This window comes from Methanolobus sp. WCC1 (assembly GCF_045690315.1).
In the GTDB taxonomy this organism is placed as follows: Archaea; Halobacteriota; Methanosarcinia; order Methanosarcinales; family Methanosarcinaceae; genus Methanolobus; species Methanolobus tindarius.
Map to the genome: position 1 here is coordinate 1945873 of NZ_CP146979.1, position 16007 is coordinate 1961879.

The 16007-nt window shown below is 34.0% G+C and carries 16 protein-coding genes; 4 read left to right on the top strand and 12 right to left on the bottom strand.

Going from position 1 to position 16007, the window contains the following annotated elements:
- The first annotated feature begins 304 nt into the window (after positions 1–304).
- Positions 305–1672, top strand: a complete 1368-nt coding sequence (locus tag V7O61_RS09410; protein ID WP_407282017.1) for a mannose-1-phosphate guanylyltransferase/mannose-6-phosphate isomerase — start codon at positions 305–307, stop codon at positions 1670–1672.
- Between the two features lie 60 nt (positions 1673–1732).
- Entirely contained in the window at positions 1733–3136 is a 1404-nt protein-coding gene (locus V7O61_RS09415; RefSeq protein WP_407282015.1) for a polysaccharide pyruvyl transferase family protein, read from the top strand.
- Between the two features lie 82 nt (positions 3137–3218).
- Here the strand turns inward: V7O61_RS09415 and V7O61_RS09420 are convergent, their stop codons facing one another.
- The 7 genes from V7O61_RS09420 to V7O61_RS09450 form a co-directional block, all read right to left on the bottom strand.
- On the bottom strand, positions 3219–4505 hold the full coding sequence (locus V7O61_RS09420; protein ID WP_407282013.1) for a Coenzyme F420 hydrogenase/dehydrogenase, beta subunit C-terminal domain: 1287 nt from the start codon (positions 4503–4505) through the stop codon (positions 3219–3221).
- Positions 4506–4521: 16 nt separating this feature from the next.
- Complete coding sequence (locus V7O61_RS09425; protein WP_407282011.1) at positions 4522–5796, bottom strand: oligosaccharide flippase family protein; 1275 nt, start codon at positions 5794–5796, stop codon at positions 4522–4524.
- 72 nt (positions 5797–5868) lie between these two features.
- Positions 5869–7839: a DUF2206 domain-containing protein gene (locus V7O61_RS09430; RefSeq protein WP_407282009.1), complete on the bottom strand. Its 1971-nt coding sequence runs from the start codon at positions 7837–7839 to the stop codon at positions 5869–5871.
- A 246-nt stretch (positions 7840–8085) separates the two neighbouring features.
- On the bottom strand, positions 8086–8643 hold the full coding sequence (locus V7O61_RS09435) for an acyltransferase (protein ID WP_407282007.1): 558 nt from the start codon (positions 8641–8643) through the stop codon (positions 8086–8088).
- Positions 8633–9688 carry a glycosyltransferase family 4 protein gene (locus V7O61_RS09440; protein ID WP_407282005.1) on the bottom strand — a complete coding sequence of 352 codons (1056 nt, stop codon included), beginning with the start codon at positions 9686–9688 and terminating at the stop codon, positions 8633–8635. Before V7O61_RS09440 ends, V7O61_RS09435 begins: the two co-directional genes overlap by 11 nt.
- A 137-nt stretch (positions 9689–9825) precedes the next feature.
- Positions 9826–10911, bottom strand: coding sequence for a glycosyltransferase family 2 protein (locus tag V7O61_RS09445; protein ID WP_407282003.1), 1086 nt, complete (start codon positions 10909–10911; stop codon positions 9826–9828).
- A 414-nt stretch (positions 10912–11325) separates the two neighbouring features.
- Positions 11326–11508 (bottom strand): hypothetical protein, encoded by a 183-nt coding sequence (locus tag V7O61_RS09450; RefSeq protein ID WP_288068708.1) that lies wholly within the window; start codon positions 11506–11508, stop codon positions 11326–11328.
- Between the two features lie 332 nt (positions 11509–11840).
- Between V7O61_RS09450 and V7O61_RS09455 the strand changes: the two genes are divergently transcribed.
- Positions 11841–12065 (top strand): type II toxin-antitoxin system HicB family antitoxin, encoded by a 225-nt coding sequence (locus V7O61_RS09455; protein WP_023843950.1) that lies wholly within the window; start codon positions 11841–11843, stop codon positions 12063–12065.
- A 156-nt stretch (positions 12066–12221) separates the two neighbouring features.
- Here V7O61_RS09455 and V7O61_RS09460 read toward each other — a convergent pair whose 3' ends face one another.
- From V7O61_RS09460 to V7O61_RS09480, 5 genes are all read right to left on the bottom strand, one after another.
- Positions 12222–12440: a type II toxin-antitoxin system HicA family toxin gene (locus V7O61_RS09460; RefSeq protein WP_407282000.1), complete on the bottom strand. Its 219-nt coding sequence runs from the start codon at positions 12438–12440 to the stop codon at positions 12222–12224.
- Positions 12433–12639, bottom strand: coding sequence for a type II toxin-antitoxin system HicB family antitoxin (locus tag V7O61_RS09465; protein ID WP_288068704.1), 207 nt, complete (start codon positions 12637–12639; stop codon positions 12433–12435). The genes V7O61_RS09460 and V7O61_RS09465 overlap by 8 nt, the downstream gene beginning before the upstream one ends.
- A 259-nt stretch (positions 12640–12898) precedes the next feature.
- Positions 12899–13066: a hypothetical protein gene (locus tag V7O61_RS09470; protein ID WP_288068702.1), complete on the bottom strand. Its 168-nt coding sequence runs from the start codon at positions 13064–13066 to the stop codon at positions 12899–12901.
- Positions 13067–13218: 152 nt separating this feature from the next.
- Positions 13219–14478 (bottom strand): ATP-binding protein, encoded by a 1260-nt coding sequence (locus V7O61_RS09475; protein WP_407281998.1) that lies wholly within the window; start codon positions 14476–14478, stop codon positions 13219–13221.
- A gap of 250 nt (positions 14479–14728) precedes the next feature.
- A complete protein-coding gene (locus V7O61_RS09480; protein WP_023843953.1) occupies positions 14729–15313 on the bottom strand; it encodes a metal-dependent hydrolase in 585 nt (194 codons plus the stop codon).
- Positions 15314–15433: 120 nt separating this feature from the next.
- Here V7O61_RS09480 and V7O61_RS09485 point away from each other — a divergent pair, with 120 nt between their 5' ends.
- Entirely contained in the window at positions 15434–15982 is a 549-nt protein-coding gene (locus V7O61_RS09485) for a metal-dependent hydrolase (RefSeq protein ID WP_407281995.1), read from the top strand.
- Positions 15983–16007: the final 25 nt, after the last annotated feature.

Genomic DNA, 16007 nt, shown 5'->3' on the forward strand with positions numbered 1-16007 from the left:
AACCCAAAATAACGAATTATTCACCCATTTTTACCTTCGCCCAAGAACCTGTCCTAAGGAGATTCTGTCATTCCCATATAAACTGATATTATACAAATCATTACTATATATAATTATAAATTTTCACATACCAAATTCACAAAACTTAAATATGTATAATGGACTATTACCGACGGCATACAAATATACAGGCATTTTTGCCTGAGAAAAACGTCCGGGTGTTTGGAAAAATGATGGCATATAATAGTATATCTAATCTTAATGTTCTGATTACAGATTATATTAAAATAATGAAGGGGAGAATATGAAATCATTGATCCTTGCAGGAGGAAACGGTACACGCCTCTGGCCACTCAGTCGTGAAAAAAACCCAAAACAGTTTTTGAAGCTTACTGACAAATCTCTCTTTCAGGATACATTTCTTCGTTGCCTGGAAATATCTGATGTTGAGGAGATATTTGTAGTCACAAATAAGGAACAGAGATTCTTTGTGAGTGGGCAGGTACAGGAACTTGGATATGAGCTCCCACCTGAGAATCTTCTGATTGAGTCTGTTGGAAAAAACACGCTTCCTGCCATATCCTTTGGAATGAAAACAATAAAAGATCGATACGGAGATGCAAATGTAGGCATCTTCTCATCTGATCATATTTTGGATACATCAGCAATGGATGTTATTGCTTCTGCAGAAGAACTGGCAAAGAATAATCTTGTTACTTTTGCCATAATGCCTACAAGTCCACATACCGGATATGGATACATAAAACCTGCCGAATCCCTTGGCATAGGATATAAAGTATCCGATTTCAGGGAAAAACCAGATAAAGAAACTGCTATTAAATATATTGAAGATGGCTGTCTCTGGAATAGTGGAATGTTCTTATTCAACACAGAGATATTTTTTGAAGAACTCAAGAAGTATGCTCCAGACGTATACAAATTATTTTCAGACATAGAAGATATTGATATTGTTTTCAAAAATGTTCAAAGCATATCAGTAGACTATGGAATTATGGAGCATTCTGACAAAGTAGCTGTCGTCAAACTAACTCAAAAGTGGAGTGACCTCGGTAACTTTGCTGCTATATATGAAGAATTTGATAAAAAAGGAAATTGTAATTCAATTAACGATAGTGACTCTGTGTGTATTAATTCCGAAAGGAATCTGGTACGCTCAAAATCCGGAAAGATTGTTTCCCTGATTGACATAAATGATATGATAGTCGTGGATACTCCTGATGCAATACTTGTCTGCCCAAGAGATAGCAGCCAGAAGGTCAAAGATGTTGTCAACGAACTCAAAGCACGGGATGATGAAAGAGTTAAACTTGGACAAACTGTTTACCGACCCTGGGGATCATATACCGTTCTTGATAACAGAGATAATCATATCATTAAGAATATAACTGTACTTCCCGAAAGAAAACTAAGCCTTCAGATGCACTACCACAGAAGTGAGCATTGGGTAGTTGTTAAAGGCATGGCCTGTGTTCAGGTAAATGACAAAAAATTCTTTGTTAGACCTGGAGAGAGTACTTTCATAAGAGCAGGTGAGAAGCACAGGTTGTCTAATCCAAGTAAAATACCTCTGGAGATAATAGAAGTGCAGCTTGGAGAATATGTTGATGAAGATGATATTGTAAGATTTGATGATGAGTATGGAAGGAAGTAATAACAAAAACTACTTTTACCTAGCATCAATATTAACGGAGCATATAGGTGGTATGGAATCATGGTTCATAAAATATTAATTATAAAATCAGCTTGTAGAAACACTAGAACTTGCGAATATAACAAGGGTTCATTTGCAGTTGTATCAACAACGATTGAAACACTAAAAAAGTATATTCCAGATGCGGATATTTCGACTTTTATACAGATATCCAAAGAAAATTCAGTTTATAAAAAGGTAAAAGTGATTGAAAATCCTGTTTTTGAAACAAAATATTATTCGTTAGTTAATAGCTTAATAATGGATTTTAATCTTTTAAAATGTGTGACCTGGAATTTTTTTTATCGACTCGGATTGAATTTTAACTTTCTAATCAATTCAAAATATATAAGGCATTTTAAGGAAGCAGATCTTGTTGTAGATCTCAGTTTAGATGCATATAGTGATGATTATGGAATCAGATCAATAATTGAAACCTCAAAAGAAATACTAATTCCAGTATATCTAAAAAGACCAACGATCATATATGCTCAATCGTTGGGACCCTTCAAAAAACCTTTCAATAGATTCATAGCAAAATTCACCCTCAGCAGAGTAAGCCTAATAAGTGCAAGAGAAGAGTTATCCTATGAAAACGTAATTGAACTTGGCATTGATGAAAACAAAGTTCGTCAAACAGCTGATCAGGCCTTCCTTTTAGAACCTATAAAAAGAGAAGAAGCATTTAAACTAATAGAAACAGAAGATAAGAATAAACATTTTGATAAAACCAAACCTACATTCGGTTTTGCCATAAGCATGATGAAGACTGCAAATGATAAAGGGTCTTCACTGAAAAAGCTGATGATGCTTGCGTATTCATCTTTCCAGTACATAGTACCTGACAGATTAGGCTTGTTTATTCAAAATACAATTAAGAATTCATCTTTTTTTTCAAAATTTGTAGCAAAGAATCTTGATTTTACATGGGTCAATACCGTTATCGAGCATCTAATCGATAAATATGATGCAAATATTATCCTAGTTCCTCATATTATCTCTCAGCAATACGAACTCTTTGGCGATGACCGTACTGCCATAAACCTAATATATAGACAACTAAGTGAAAAGAGCAAAAGCAGAGTTGTCCCTGTTCAGGAAGATTATTCCAGCAGTGAAGTAAAGGGTATAATAGGTCTCTGTGATATTTTTATTGGTGAAAAAATGCATGCCAACGTAGGAGCTACTTCACAAAGTATTCCAACAATTGGACTGGCCTATAGTCATAAATTTTTTGGCATAATGAAAATGCTCGGACAGGAAAAATATGTATTACAGAGCATCAATGAAAAAAAACTAATTTTAACAATTGATGAAGTCTGGGAAAATAGAGACAATATCAGCTCATCAATAAGTGAAAAACTTCCTAACATAAAATTAATGGCAGAAGAAAATGGAAAACTTGCAGCTGGATTGTTAGTATAATTACTGAATTTTGTCTGTAAGGGATTGTAAACTGGAAAATAGTGCATAACCAGTCACTATTTTCTAAAATATATACCTCCTTTCATTTTTTGTTGATTTTTTCAAATGCAAGGTTGATGAGTCCAATGACGCTCCCATATGATTTTAAAATGAACCAGTATTTTTTATTGCATGACAAATAATTGCCTACTTTATACACATATAAAAACATGTTAGTATAAAATGTTGATTTTAGTAATGGATAACTGTTGTAATCTGGAATGACACAATTTAAAGTCTTTGATTTTTGTATTAAATCACTTTTCTTAAAAGTAATATTTCGCGTACAACCAGATACAAATCTTGAAACAGAAGCAGGACTGATACCTACATATGATTCTGCATTCTTTAAAAATCCTTCACTAAAAGAGTTTCTTGATATTATCACAGAAGAACCAAGACTGTCTTTTTCAAATTCACTATCATAAAAGACATCGCCACATGAAATATCAGAGAACTCACTTGTAAAATCAATGCAAAGTCTACATCTTGTTGGAGCGAAGAACTGACCAAAACATGTATCATAGTAGTCCCAAAAATCATAGAATTTGTTTGTTCCGTCGGCAAGAGATATCTCAAGACTTCCCGGATATCCATTACCCCTGTATGAAATTCCTGTAACTTCAGATCTGGGTATTTTCAACTTATATAGCAAATATTCAGTGGCCAGAAAATTTGGGCATTTGGAACATATTATTCCAATAGTAAAAAGAATCTTATCAGCAAGTTTTCTGTTAATCTGGGCTGCCTTCTTGAGCCCATGAATATGGCATGGAAGCCCTACAACCACAAATTTTTCCCCTTCTGGTGCAGACAGAATTTCTTTTAGCCCGATGTTTAACGGAACAGGACAGTATTTAGAACCCATGGATTTAACAATTTCCTCCTTTGTACGTGCAATAAAAGGAAAAGGCTCTAAAGGATTATCTTTATCCATTTTAGTTACCAGAGCTCCATTAATCATGCCTTTTTCTAAAGCAAAAATTAACAACTGAGTAATTACTCCTCCTGATGAGGAATCGTGCCGTATATCATGGTTTTTTGAGTAACCAGTATAAAATTGCTGATAATTCCCAATTAAAGTGTTTTCAGGTTTTTTCTCAAATATAGAGTAATTCAGATTTTTAAAGTCAACACTATGCCCTGGGCAGGAATTCAGACATAAGTTACAATTATTACATGAAACAGAATTTACTTTCGGAATATAAATTCCTTTTTTCTTATCAATTTCCATCTGGATTGCTTCTTGGGGACAAATGGATACACATGTCCCACAACCTGTACATAAATCTGAACTTACTACTTGAACAATAGATTCACACCCATTCACGATAAAAACTCCAAAATTACTTTGACTTAATATATTTTATTCTTGCGTAAAACATCATAAAAATGATCATTATCGATGAAGCAATATTAGCAATATTCCAAGAATATGCAACTCCTAGTAAACCATAATTATTCATTAGGATAAAGCTTCCAACCAATGTCAATAAAGCAGTTAAACCATAAACAGAGATTGCAATCAAATAGTCACCTCTGCTTCTCATAATTCCCACATATATTGTGTTAAAAGAGAAAGGAATACTGGCAAAAACCAGTAAACATAGTAGTGAAAATGAATTTACCACATAATCACTTCCAAAAAATAAAAGGACGTATTTTCCAAATAAAAAAGTACCTCCTATAAAGCAAACAAGTAAAGTAGACATAATTTTGATTGACTTTTTCACAAGTTCAGAAATATCTTCTTTAGTTAACATCAACTCAGCAAATAAAGAGTTTGATATTGATTTTGAGAATATTATAATTAGCATAGAGATCTGCCATGCAATATAAAAATAAGCATTTGCTTCAGCACCCAATTTATTGAGAACCAGTATAGGTAAAATAAAGGTAGGGAGGGTTTCAAGTATTCTGGATAAATAATTTCCACTCGAAAAAGAGAATATTTTAATTAAAATATTTTTGTTAATTTTTAATTCAAAAGAATAAGGAAATATTTTTTTAACATAATAAGTACCGGCAAAAAAGGATAATACTGGAGTTAGTCCATAAGGAACAAGTATTCCTATACTGCCATAAACCACCAACATTGGAGGAAGTAATACCCTGAATAGAGTAATAATTGCCTGATAGAATGAGAATATTGTCATTCTGAAACCAACAAAAATACCTTGGCTTTGTAACAACTGAAGTGGAAGAACTAGAGAAAAAACAAAGAACAAAAGTACTATATTTCTATTTTCTTTGATTATTGAAAGAGACGGACTCCATAATTCAATTCCAGCAACAAATATGAGGGTTAATATCAAGGAAACAATGAGAATCACAGAAAAACAAGTATTAATCAAATCCTTTTTTTCCTCAACTTCAGATATATATTTTATTAATGAAATGTCGAACCCCATCATTGATAGGATGCTTATAAGAACGATTGGTGAAATGATTGCTGCCGCTAGACCAACATCCTGTACAGGATAATACCTTGCAACAATCATCCAGAAAAAAAACCCTGAGAATGAAGATGTTAAGGTTGATATCATCAAGAAAAATGAGTTTTTAACTAATGGGTCTTGGACTGTTTCAATTATAGGGGTATTATTAAATAAACTTTTCATCGCAACACCAGTAGTAAAGTTAAACCTTGTTTTGAGAAGTGTTCAGAAAAAATACTGTATAATACTTGTATTTTATTCAGTAGAATAATAAACCACTGATTTTCCATTTACATATATTTTGTCGGAGTCAGACAATACGTACTTATATATGTCCGTTTTTTCAATAATTATTTCTTCATTATCTTGAACCATCTTATCTTTTGAAGTGTACCCTAAGAAAATATATGCATTTTTGGGGCTTGTAAACCTGGAATGTATTAACAACATATCACTTGGATCATAGCTTCCACGCAAAAGGATGCCATCTCTAGATTTTATGGTAGTAAACCAGTCATTATTAACACCAATTTTGCTTTCTGTGGCATGTTCCTGAAGCCACTTTATATTGGATATTTCGCTATCATAAAAGACATTCCACTTTGGATTTTTTTCCAAAGATATAGCACATTCTGGTACATGATCAGCAGCAATTTCGAATACAATCCCTGAGTTAAAAAAGAAAAAGAAAATCAAAAACATTGAAAATACAGTTTTAGAATTTCTCCTTATTTTTTGCATATGTGAATGTTGTACATAGGAATAAGAATTAGTAATTCTATCTGCAACAGTATAAAAAAACCAAATGATTTTTTCAAAACCCACATATGCAATAGGTGATAAAAAAATAAGGGAGATTTGCAATATTCTATCAAATCCCATCCCTGCAGATTTTAGTGTTTGAACTAGTAGATACATATAAAACACTAATGATATAATAAAGAAGTCTTTTTCTTTAGAATTAACTTTTCTTTGAATAAAAGAAACGACTAATTTTATTATTCCTACCCCAATAAAAAATTGTAACAATATATGCATTAATTTGTATATGGCCCACAGATTACTGTTAGATGCATAAAGAGCGTATGAAATGCCTGATCTTGAATCACTTTGGAGCAAATTTGAAAAGCTAAGGTAGAGGTTATGCAGAACAGTTACAAAGTTTGTAAATATATGTCCATTTGCAGTATAAAGGTACCAATATATGCTTAGCACAATAAAAAACAATATGAAAGTTGAACTATATGTGCTTTTTGTTGTTGAAAAACGGCCATCTATAAAAATAAATCGTAGAGCCAGTACAATAAGTAATGAAACAACAAAAAGATAAGAAATTCCATAATGAATACTAACTAATGAAAAGCATAGCATTAATAGTAAAATACGTTTGCTGTTTGTTTGTAGAAGTGATAAAAGTAAAATTAAAGCTAGAAACAACTCAGCTATATGTTGTTTATTTGGTAGATCCTTAGAAAATCCATAATAGAACATAAAGACAAAAGTAGATAAAAATGCAATTGATGAATCATATTTTATGCTAAGTGAATTAATTTTTTTGTATATGCTATATAGTGTGACTGGTACAAAGGAATAAATAAAAGGATTCATTAGTTTAAATACCCATACCATTTCAAGATCACAAAGCAGTGAATATATTGGAAGTAAAATGGAAGATAATAAAAGAGGTAGTACTGTTGAATTGCTTAGCGTCCAAATTCCTTCGTAAATGCTCTTATTCGCACCAAAAAATAAAAAAAACGAGTCATAACCCCAAATGTAGTTTGATATGAGAGCAAGATTGTATAATGTTGAAAATGATACTAAATAGATTATTAGCGGATAAAACTCATCACCTGTTTTTTTGAAGAGTACAATTGAAGGCGTGATGGATATTAGTGCAAAAAGAATAATATTGATTGTATTAATATCATAAAAAGTCATTATGGTTGAACCAATAATGCTTATGAATGGAAGGTGGAAGATAATAAGCACCAAAGGACAAAAATTGATACTGAAAAAATCAGAGTAGGGTGTTTTCTCTTTTTGATAATAAGAATAAGTTAGCATAAGTAATATACTAAAGTTATAAGAATAAAATAAAGGTAAAGCAGAAATTGGTTTGCTATTGCCAATTAGTGGTAATAGAAGATTAACTACAAAACCAAGAGTCATTATAAAGAAAATGCTTAAGGCGATGGAAAAAATCAAGTTAATACTTTTATCCAAATTTCTAATGTTTAGAACTCTTAGTATAAGGAAACCTGGAATAAAAGTAAGAGCAATAAAACCAAATAAATTCAAAAAATATGGAATGAACAATAGATTCATGTTAAAATATTGATTCATCAGGAATAAGGAATCATAAGGTAATAAGATCAAAATACAAATTGTAAAAAATTTACGATTGGACAAATTATTCACTCTGAATAAATCTAATAAGTTCATAAAAATCGCCAAATTGTTTTTCGAGGTTTAAATTATATAACCAAATGAATTTGTCAAATCGTCTTTCATAATATCTTTCATTTCATTTGTGATGCCTGTATTTAAAGTCCAAACCTCTTTATAAATTGGAAATGTATTCATGTTCTCACGATGTTTTGCAATCATTGAAGTAGTTGATCCTATTACTTTGGCAGGGTTCCCTGCAGCAACACAATCATCTGGAATATCATGTGTTACTACACTACCAGCACCGATTACTACATTGTCTCCAATAGAAACATTAGGGAGAATCACACTATTGACTCCAACAAAAGTATTTTCTCCAATAATTACTTTTCCTACTTTCGAGTAGTCTAAATGAAATTTAGTACTAGCATCATGAGACAAAATTATTACTCCGCGTGTTAAATAAGAGTTTTTTCCAATTGAAACAAGCCAAGGGTATTCAGTATCTATAGTAACATTTGGACCAACAAATACATTTTTTTCCAACATCAGTTTTTTTTTCAATTTCACATCATTATATTTCTTCCTCAAGAGATATATTGATAATTTTAACATTTTATAAAATGATTTAATATTCATTCTTACCCCTTGCATTAGCATTAATGATTTTTAAGTATTCACTAATTGTTTTTTTTGCGACTTCGTCCCAAGACATCTTTCCTTTCATGAATTCATAGGCATTTTCACTCATTTCGGCCTTCAAATTATCATCAGACAAGATTTTAAAGATTGCAAGCGCCAGAGATTCGCTGTCTTTTGGTGGAATAACAAAACCTGTTACTCCATCTACGACAACATCTGATATGCATCCTACGTCAGTAACAATCACTGGTTTCTTGAAAGAGTATGCGATAGGAACAATACCACTTTGAGATCCTTCAATATATGGCAATACTACAACTGAAGCCCTTTGAAATAACTCTGCTACTTTTTCGTCAGGGATATACTCATTTATTACTTCAAAATGCTTATAATCATCAATTCTTTTTTCATATTGTGAAAAGTCTCCATTCCCTGCAACTGTTATTTTGAAGTCTGAAATTTTGGAAGATAAAATAGGTTCTGCTTCTATTAAATAATCGATTCCTTTGTATTTCAGAATTCTACCAAAAAAGAGAATGTTATTTGTTTCTTCTGGGATATTTTTTTGATTAATAGTCCCAAAAAAAGAGTAATCTCCATGTGGAACAACTGAGATTTTTTCTTCGGGGATCCCTGTTGCACTTAGCTCTGATTTTAGTTTCTCACCATGAACAAAAATTAAATTAGATGCTTTTGCAATGAAAGATGTAGTCATATTTAGAAATAAATTATCTTGATCGGAATGTAAGGCTACATCATGAATAGTTGAAACAAACATGAAATTTGTTTTTAAACTGTACAAAATAGGTAAGATGAATGGATGAATCACTGTCAGATGGACAATATCAGGTTTTAATTGTTGAATATACTTCCAAACCAAATCAATTCTGTATCCGTGCCTTCCTAAATTTGGAATTGCCATTATTTGGACATTCGAATCAAACAATTTTCTGTTAATGTTTGTTGGTGCAATTAAAAAGACTTCATTGTCGGCACTATTGTTTGATAATGAATTACAAAGTTGAGAAGCATAATGTAACATGCCACCGTTACTAATTAAGCAAATAACACATACAATCATCTATTTACACCCCAACAAATAATGTAAAAATGGATAAATAAACTACTAATCCTGTTACAAACATAACACATTCACCGTTTTTAGCCATCACTTTAATATTAGGTTTTTTTTTCAATTGAACTTAGTAAGCGAGTCATTGCATGTAAATTCAAAGCACTCGATACCGCTAAAAATCCTAAAACAAATAATAAAACCATTAAAATTGTAGGTCCAAATGGCAAAAAACCGTCTTTATTGTAGGAGGTTAGTATATACCATCCATTAAAAAAAGCCGCAAATAGCAACAATAACCCAGGCACCCCAATATAAACCAATGGATGATTATACTCCACTTCAGTAATAATCCCTGCCAACACCTTAACCCCATGCACCACAGGATTATGCGTAGAAGTATCTTCAATGTCATACCTGCAAGTAATAGGCACTTCTTCAACCTTCAAACCATGATCCTTTACCTGAAGTAAAATCTCAGATCCGGCAGACATGCCGGAATTTGCAATCTTAATCTTATTGACAGCTAAATTGGAATATGCCCTGAAGCCGCTCTGGGTGTCGCTAAATTTCATTCCTCCACCGTGATTGGTGGCCATGTCCAGGACTTTCATACCTACTGTACGGTAGAAGGGGATATTCTCCTCTTTGTGGCCTTCGAGGAATCTGGAACCTATTGAAACATCAGCTCTTTCGGCTAAAACAGGTTCGAGGACTTTTTTGATTTCTTCTGGGTCGTGCTGACCGTCGGAATCTATGATGACCATGGCACGGGCTTGCATGTCTTTGGCAGTTTCAAAGCAGGTTCTTATAGCTGCACCGTAGCCTTTGTTCACTTCGTGGTAGACTACTGTTGCACCACAAGCTGTGGCTATCATGGCTGTGGCATCACTACTGCCATCGTTGACAACTACCACCTCGTCAACATAGGGTTTACAGCCAAGGACAGTTTTGGCTATGAATTTTTCTTCGTTGAAAGCTGGCATGGCAGCTATGACCTTGCCAGTTTTCTTTGTTTGGACATCAGCAGGATCAAGAGAAGTTGTATTTAACTTACTGTTATCTTCTGTAAAAGGAATATTTTCATTAGATCCATTAGAATCGCAAGAATCAATTACTATATTAGCAAGGTGTCCGTTATTTTGCACATCTGATAGCGGATGCTCAACAGACTCCATTATTTCGGAGGACATATCAGATCACCTCATCTACATAATGCCTGGCCTTTTTAATAACATCATGTATGTGTACTTCTTCATTGAATGCAGGTATAACTGCAACTATTGTCATTGCCTATCCAACCACCGTTTTATTACTGTGCACACCGGGCAAATGAAAAAACGCCATTATGAGCCGGAATTCTTATGCACATACGTTTTTTGTACTACTGACAGTGTAAATAAAGGTTATTGAATATAAAAGTTTCTCATTTTTAGTGTCAACTGCTTTATAAAATAAGTCAAATATAACTCGTTACAAATATTTATAATTTGTTCGTAAAACTACGAAAACACTATCATGAATCATGGTAAAAATCTTATCAATTAAAAAATATGAAAAAACTGAAAAGAAAAACAATAATCTTTAGAAATATATGATCAAGAAGTTTAATTACTCAAGATATCTCGCAAATGCACAAAAGGATGGCAAACTACAGATACAGAAGAATTTGAAGATAAATCAGAAGCAAAGATTCTGTACCTGCCACAATAAACTCCACCGCCATCTTCACTACATGTCATGGCACTGGAACTGGCGTACTCACATTTGTCATAGAATTTGCATTTCATGTTTAACCCTCTGTATCAAAACCTGCAAATATAAATATAATTTATATTAATATATAGTTTTCCGAATATAAAGTGTGCATAATGTATCAGGAAACCGAATGCATAGCATTGATGTAGCTATATGGACTATGATGAGTACTTACTAATAATTGATCACAAAACTAGAATGACCATACGCCGAAGGCGGCAGATTTCGATACTACTTAAATAAGAAAGATTATCAGAATGGAATCAAAATATCAAACAATCGTTCTATATTTACTGAGCGACCATATTGTATTCCAGCATAGTTAATATATAGTAAAGAAGCAGATAGAGAACAGGTTAATTAGATGATGACTAAATATACTGCATATATAGAAAAGGATCCTGAAACCGGCTGCTATGTTGCTATCGTACCGGGAATTCCAGGAGCTCATACCCAGGCTGACACACTTGATGAACTGAATGTCAGGTTAAAAGAAGTAATCGAACTCTGTCTTGAAGAAATGGATCCCGAAGAAAAAGTCTCTATCCCTGAGTTTGTGGGCGTTTCACAGATAGAGGTAACTGTATGACCAGGTTGCCACTGGTAGATGCCAAAAAGATGGAAAAGATATTACAGAACTAAGGCAACCATAGACCAAAGGCGATACAGTACGATGCCACTGATAAACAAAAAAATGTGGTAACAGTAACTAACAATGAATACGCGAGACTGTTGAAATACTACATTATTTCAAATAATACAGAAACTCTTCCAAAGAAACATTACCCTGTTTGAGAACGCTGTTGAGAGTTCCCTTTTTAAGAGGATTGTGCAACGGTATAGTTACAGTATCCGGTCCACGCTGCAAAAAGACGTGGCTTCCTTTTTGCCTGACAACTACAAAGCCCATTTTTGTCAGGGCTTTAATAGCTTTCTTTCCTGAAGTTACTGGTAATTCAGGCACTTGCAACATCAACCTTAGTTATTTCACCAAGAACCCCAGCCTGCTCCTTTGTAACTTCAAGCACAAGCTCAATGGCTTCTTTGATGTTTTCCAGTGCTTCTTTTTTAGTATCGCCTTCACTTATCGCTGCCGGAAGTTCCAGACAACGCGCAGTGTAACCTCCTTCCTCTGCAATCTCAAGAACTATTGTATACTGCATATATTACTCATCGGTGTTTCTGCTATATTAATTTGTTACTGATCAGTGTGTCCTATGAGCTTCATCGTATTTTTATCCAACATTTTCTGAACCTATAAACCTGGGTAAATCACAAAAGCAATGCAATCGCCCCGCCAAAGGCGGCACGGTCCGATGCCACTGAAAAAGAAAGATATCAGCTGAATGTAAATCAAAATATAACTGAAATACATGATGACTTGCCAGTAAAACATTAGGCTTTAGTTTTAATCTCAAACAACTACTCAAGCAACCATACCCAGAAAGGTTTCACAATTATTTTCCAGTCACCAATCTTTATTTCATCTTCAGCCTCATCGGCGAGTATAAGACCCTCTTGCAGATCAAATGTATCCATAGCTGTTAAGAGAGCATCGATCTCCCTCTTTCTTGCATTCTCATCAGCCATATCCCAGCAGACCTGTATTGCATGCTTTACCTTTCTATCTTCAGTAAGTTTAAGCTATAATCTAATACTTATATCGGTAAGTATTCACCATATTAACAAAAACCTCCGTCAAAGACACCTTGTTCCAATACAACTATAAAATATCAGTTCACCTACTCAAGCAGCCATTTCCAGACAGGCATCACAATTATTTTCCGACCATCTTTATCGAACACATCTTCAGCGTCTTCCGTAAGTATAAGCCCTTCCTGAAGTTTGTATCTGTCCATGGCTTCTATAAGACCACCGAGCTCCCTCCCCTCATTTGACCCATGAATTCTCTGAGTCACTTGTATTGCCTTTGTGATACTTCCACTCTCCATTATTATGAAATCACATTCGTTCTTACCCGCATGGTAATAAACTTCATGCTCTCTGTTTTTCAGTTCAAGGAACACTATGTTCTCAAGCATTTTGCCTGCATCCCTTGAAAATTTGAATGCAAGAATGTTCATAAGACCTGTATCTATTACGTAGACCTTTTTCTTTGAATACATCTGCTTTTTAAGAGAGTAATCAAAAGCATTTATGGTGAATATCAGATAAGAATTCTCCAGATAATCTATATAGTTCTTTACCGTAGTCTGACTGCCTATATTCAGAAAATTCTTCAGTCGATTATAGCTTATCTCAGTTCCGGGATTGGTTATGATATAATATGCAAGCGACTTAATTGCAGCTTCATCTTTTATCCCGTACCTTACGATAATATCCTTATACAAAATGTTATCATAAAGAGTCCTTATTATGTCCTTGTTCCTGTAAATATAGTATTCAGGAATACCACCAATTTCAAGGTACTGACTGAACTCTTTTTTTATCCTTGCTCTTTCCTCGGTAAGATAGAATTCCTTCCCTGTCTCAATATCCAGAGATGCTATCAGTTCCTTGAATGAGAATGGATAAAGCTCAAGTTTCACATGTCTTCCTGTAAGTTTAGTCCCAAGCTCTCTACTCATCAATGAAGAATTAGACCCGGTTATGTAGAACTTGAAACCACGGTCATACATTCGCCTCACAAATGCTTCCCAGTTGGGTATGTTCTGTATCTCATCAAAGAAGAATATCCGGCTCTCCTTCGATACTTCCAGAAATGACTCGTAAAGGATATTGAAGTCGCTAACATTAAAATCAAGCAGCCTTTCATCCTCAAAATTCATGTAATATATGCTTTCGTCTGGATAATAATGTATTTTTATCTCCTTTAGAAGAGTACTTTTTCCAGCCCTTCTCAGGCCAGTAATAAGCACAATATGAGGAATTTCAGAAAAACTATCTATCTTTTCTATCTTCTGACGTGTTATTACCGGCGTTTCTCTTTCAAACTCCTGTTTTTGCTCTACTATGAGTTCCTTTATCTGCTTCGTGTCCATAGATAGTATTCAACAAAAAAGCATATATATATTTCCATTATAAATGGAGATTTTATGCAATAAATCTCCAATTATAATAGGTGTTTTAAACAAAATACCTCTATTTAAGATGGAAATTATATGAAGACTACTTAATGAAGTTCTATGAACACGGCTTTCCCGCCAAAGGCGGCACAATCCAAAAACCATAAAAAACCAGTCACTTTGCATCAAAATAGAAATGATTACGCAAAACAAAACACTCACAACTTCATTCCACAGGCTCATACCTGAACCCGAATCCAAGATCCTTTAACGCCAGCAGAGCCATGAACATCACACAGAATATGAAGAACACCGAAACAAAGCATGCGAAATTATAGTAGAAGAAGTCCACACCTGATAGTTTCACATTCATGACGGAAAAAATACTAAGTGGTTCATTATATACCGGATACAGGTAAGTTAGTCCACCATCTGCGATATCATCCAGCAGAAGATGTGACAGGAAAGCAGCTTCTGCAAAAATACCAATGGATGAAGCCTTGGACACATTTCTATAGAAAATATACCCCAGCAGAAACGCAAGTATAAATGCTACAATACCGAACAGCAATGAGTGAGTTGGAACAGAACCTATCCTTGTGTGCTGAAGAGTACCATTTAAAAAATAATTCCACACAGCAGGTACATCCGGGAACACCGAACCTACGCTGCCCACAAAAAACAGCAGACCCAGGTGTTTTGCATCCTTAAGAGTCATTTCTCTTCTGAAACCACTTCCTGCTATTGCAAATATCCCCACAAGTGATACACAGAAAATGAAAAATGACAGATGAAATGCTGGATATGGCATGGATTAGTATACTAATTATAATTATATAAATCTGGTGTCCATATATATGAAAACATTACCTCACACAAAATATCACCCAACCATAAAAGACAATACTTAAACCAAACCATATCAGTTAATATGTTCATCTTTGGCCATATTGGAATTACCCTTGGATTATTCATCCTAATCAAAAAGTTCCCTGTTATTCCTGATTTTCCCCGGTTTAACCTGAACATTCCTTTAATTGTATTCGGTGCCATGCTTCCTGACATTCTGGATAAACCACTTGGAGAAGTCCTGCTTGCAGATTCACTTGCAAACGGCAGGATATATGGTCACACATTACTCTTCTTTTTCCTAGTCCTGGCAACAGCATACTACTTTTACAAAAAGAAAAATAACCCTTACCTGCTAATAATACCTTTTGCCTCCTTCATGCACCTGATGGAAGACAGGATGTGGACAACTCCACAAACACTATTCTGGCCCCTGTTTGGCTGGCATTTTCCTGATGGATACCAATCAGCAGGCATACTTGACTACTTCCTCAGCATATTTAAAAATGCCTACACTCCTGCAATGAGTTTTGTGTTCCTGTCGGAATTGCTGGGTCTACTAATATTAGTAGCTGTCATTGCGAACCAAACAATTCGATCATATATAATATACAAAAAAGAAAAAGATTAATTGCAGAAGAGGAGAAACATTAAAT

What these genes read in the sequence shown, in the direction of transcription:
- V7O61_RS09410 (WP_407282017.1), top strand. Translation starts at nt 305, where the DNA reads ATGAAATCATTGATCCTTGCAGGAGGAAACGGTACACGCCTCTGGCCA.
- V7O61_RS09415 (WP_407282015.1), top strand. Translation starts at nt 1,733, where the DNA reads ATGGTTCATAAAATATTAATTATAAAATCAGCTTGTAGAAACACTAGA.
- V7O61_RS09425 (WP_407282011.1), bottom strand. Translation starts at nt 5,796, where the DNA reads ATGAAAAGTTTATTTAATAATACCCCTATAATTGAAACAGTCCAAGAC.
- V7O61_RS09435 (WP_407282007.1), bottom strand. Translation starts at nt 8,643, where the DNA reads ATGAATATTAAATCATTTTATAAAATGTTAAAATTATCAATATATCTC.
- V7O61_RS09440 (WP_407282005.1), bottom strand. Translation starts at nt 9,688, where the DNA reads ATGTTACATTATGCTTCTCAACTTTGTAATTCATTATCAAACAATAGT.
- V7O61_RS09445 (WP_407282003.1), bottom strand. Translation starts at nt 10,911, where the DNA reads ATGTCCTCCGAAATAATGGAGTCTGTTGAGCATCCGCTATCAGATGTG.
- V7O61_RS09450 (WP_288068708.1), bottom strand. Translation starts at nt 11,508, where the DNA reads ATGAAATGCAAATTCTATGACAAATGTGAGTACGCCAGTTCCAGTGCC.
- V7O61_RS09455 (WP_023843950.1), top strand. Translation starts at nt 11,841, where the DNA reads ATGATGACTAAATATACTGCATATATAGAAAAGGATCCTGAAACCGGC.
- V7O61_RS09465 (WP_288068704.1), bottom strand. Translation starts at nt 12,639, where the DNA reads ATGCAGTATACAATAGTTCTTGAGATTGCAGAGGAAGGAGGTTACACT.
- V7O61_RS09470 (WP_288068702.1), bottom strand. Translation starts at nt 13,066, where the DNA reads ATGGCTGATGAGAATGCAAGAAAGAGGGAGATCGATGCTCTCTTAACA.
- V7O61_RS09475 (WP_407281998.1), bottom strand. Translation starts at nt 14,478, where the DNA reads ATGGACACGAAGCAGATAAAGGAACTCATAGTAGAGCAAAAACAGGAG.
- V7O61_RS09480 (WP_023843953.1), bottom strand. Translation starts at nt 15,313, where the DNA reads ATGCCATATCCAGCATTTCATCTGTCATTTTTCATTTTCTGTGTATCA.
- V7O61_RS09485 (WP_407281995.1), top strand. Translation starts at nt 15,434, where the DNA reads ATGTTCATCTTTGGCCATATTGGAATTACCCTTGGATTATTCATCCTA.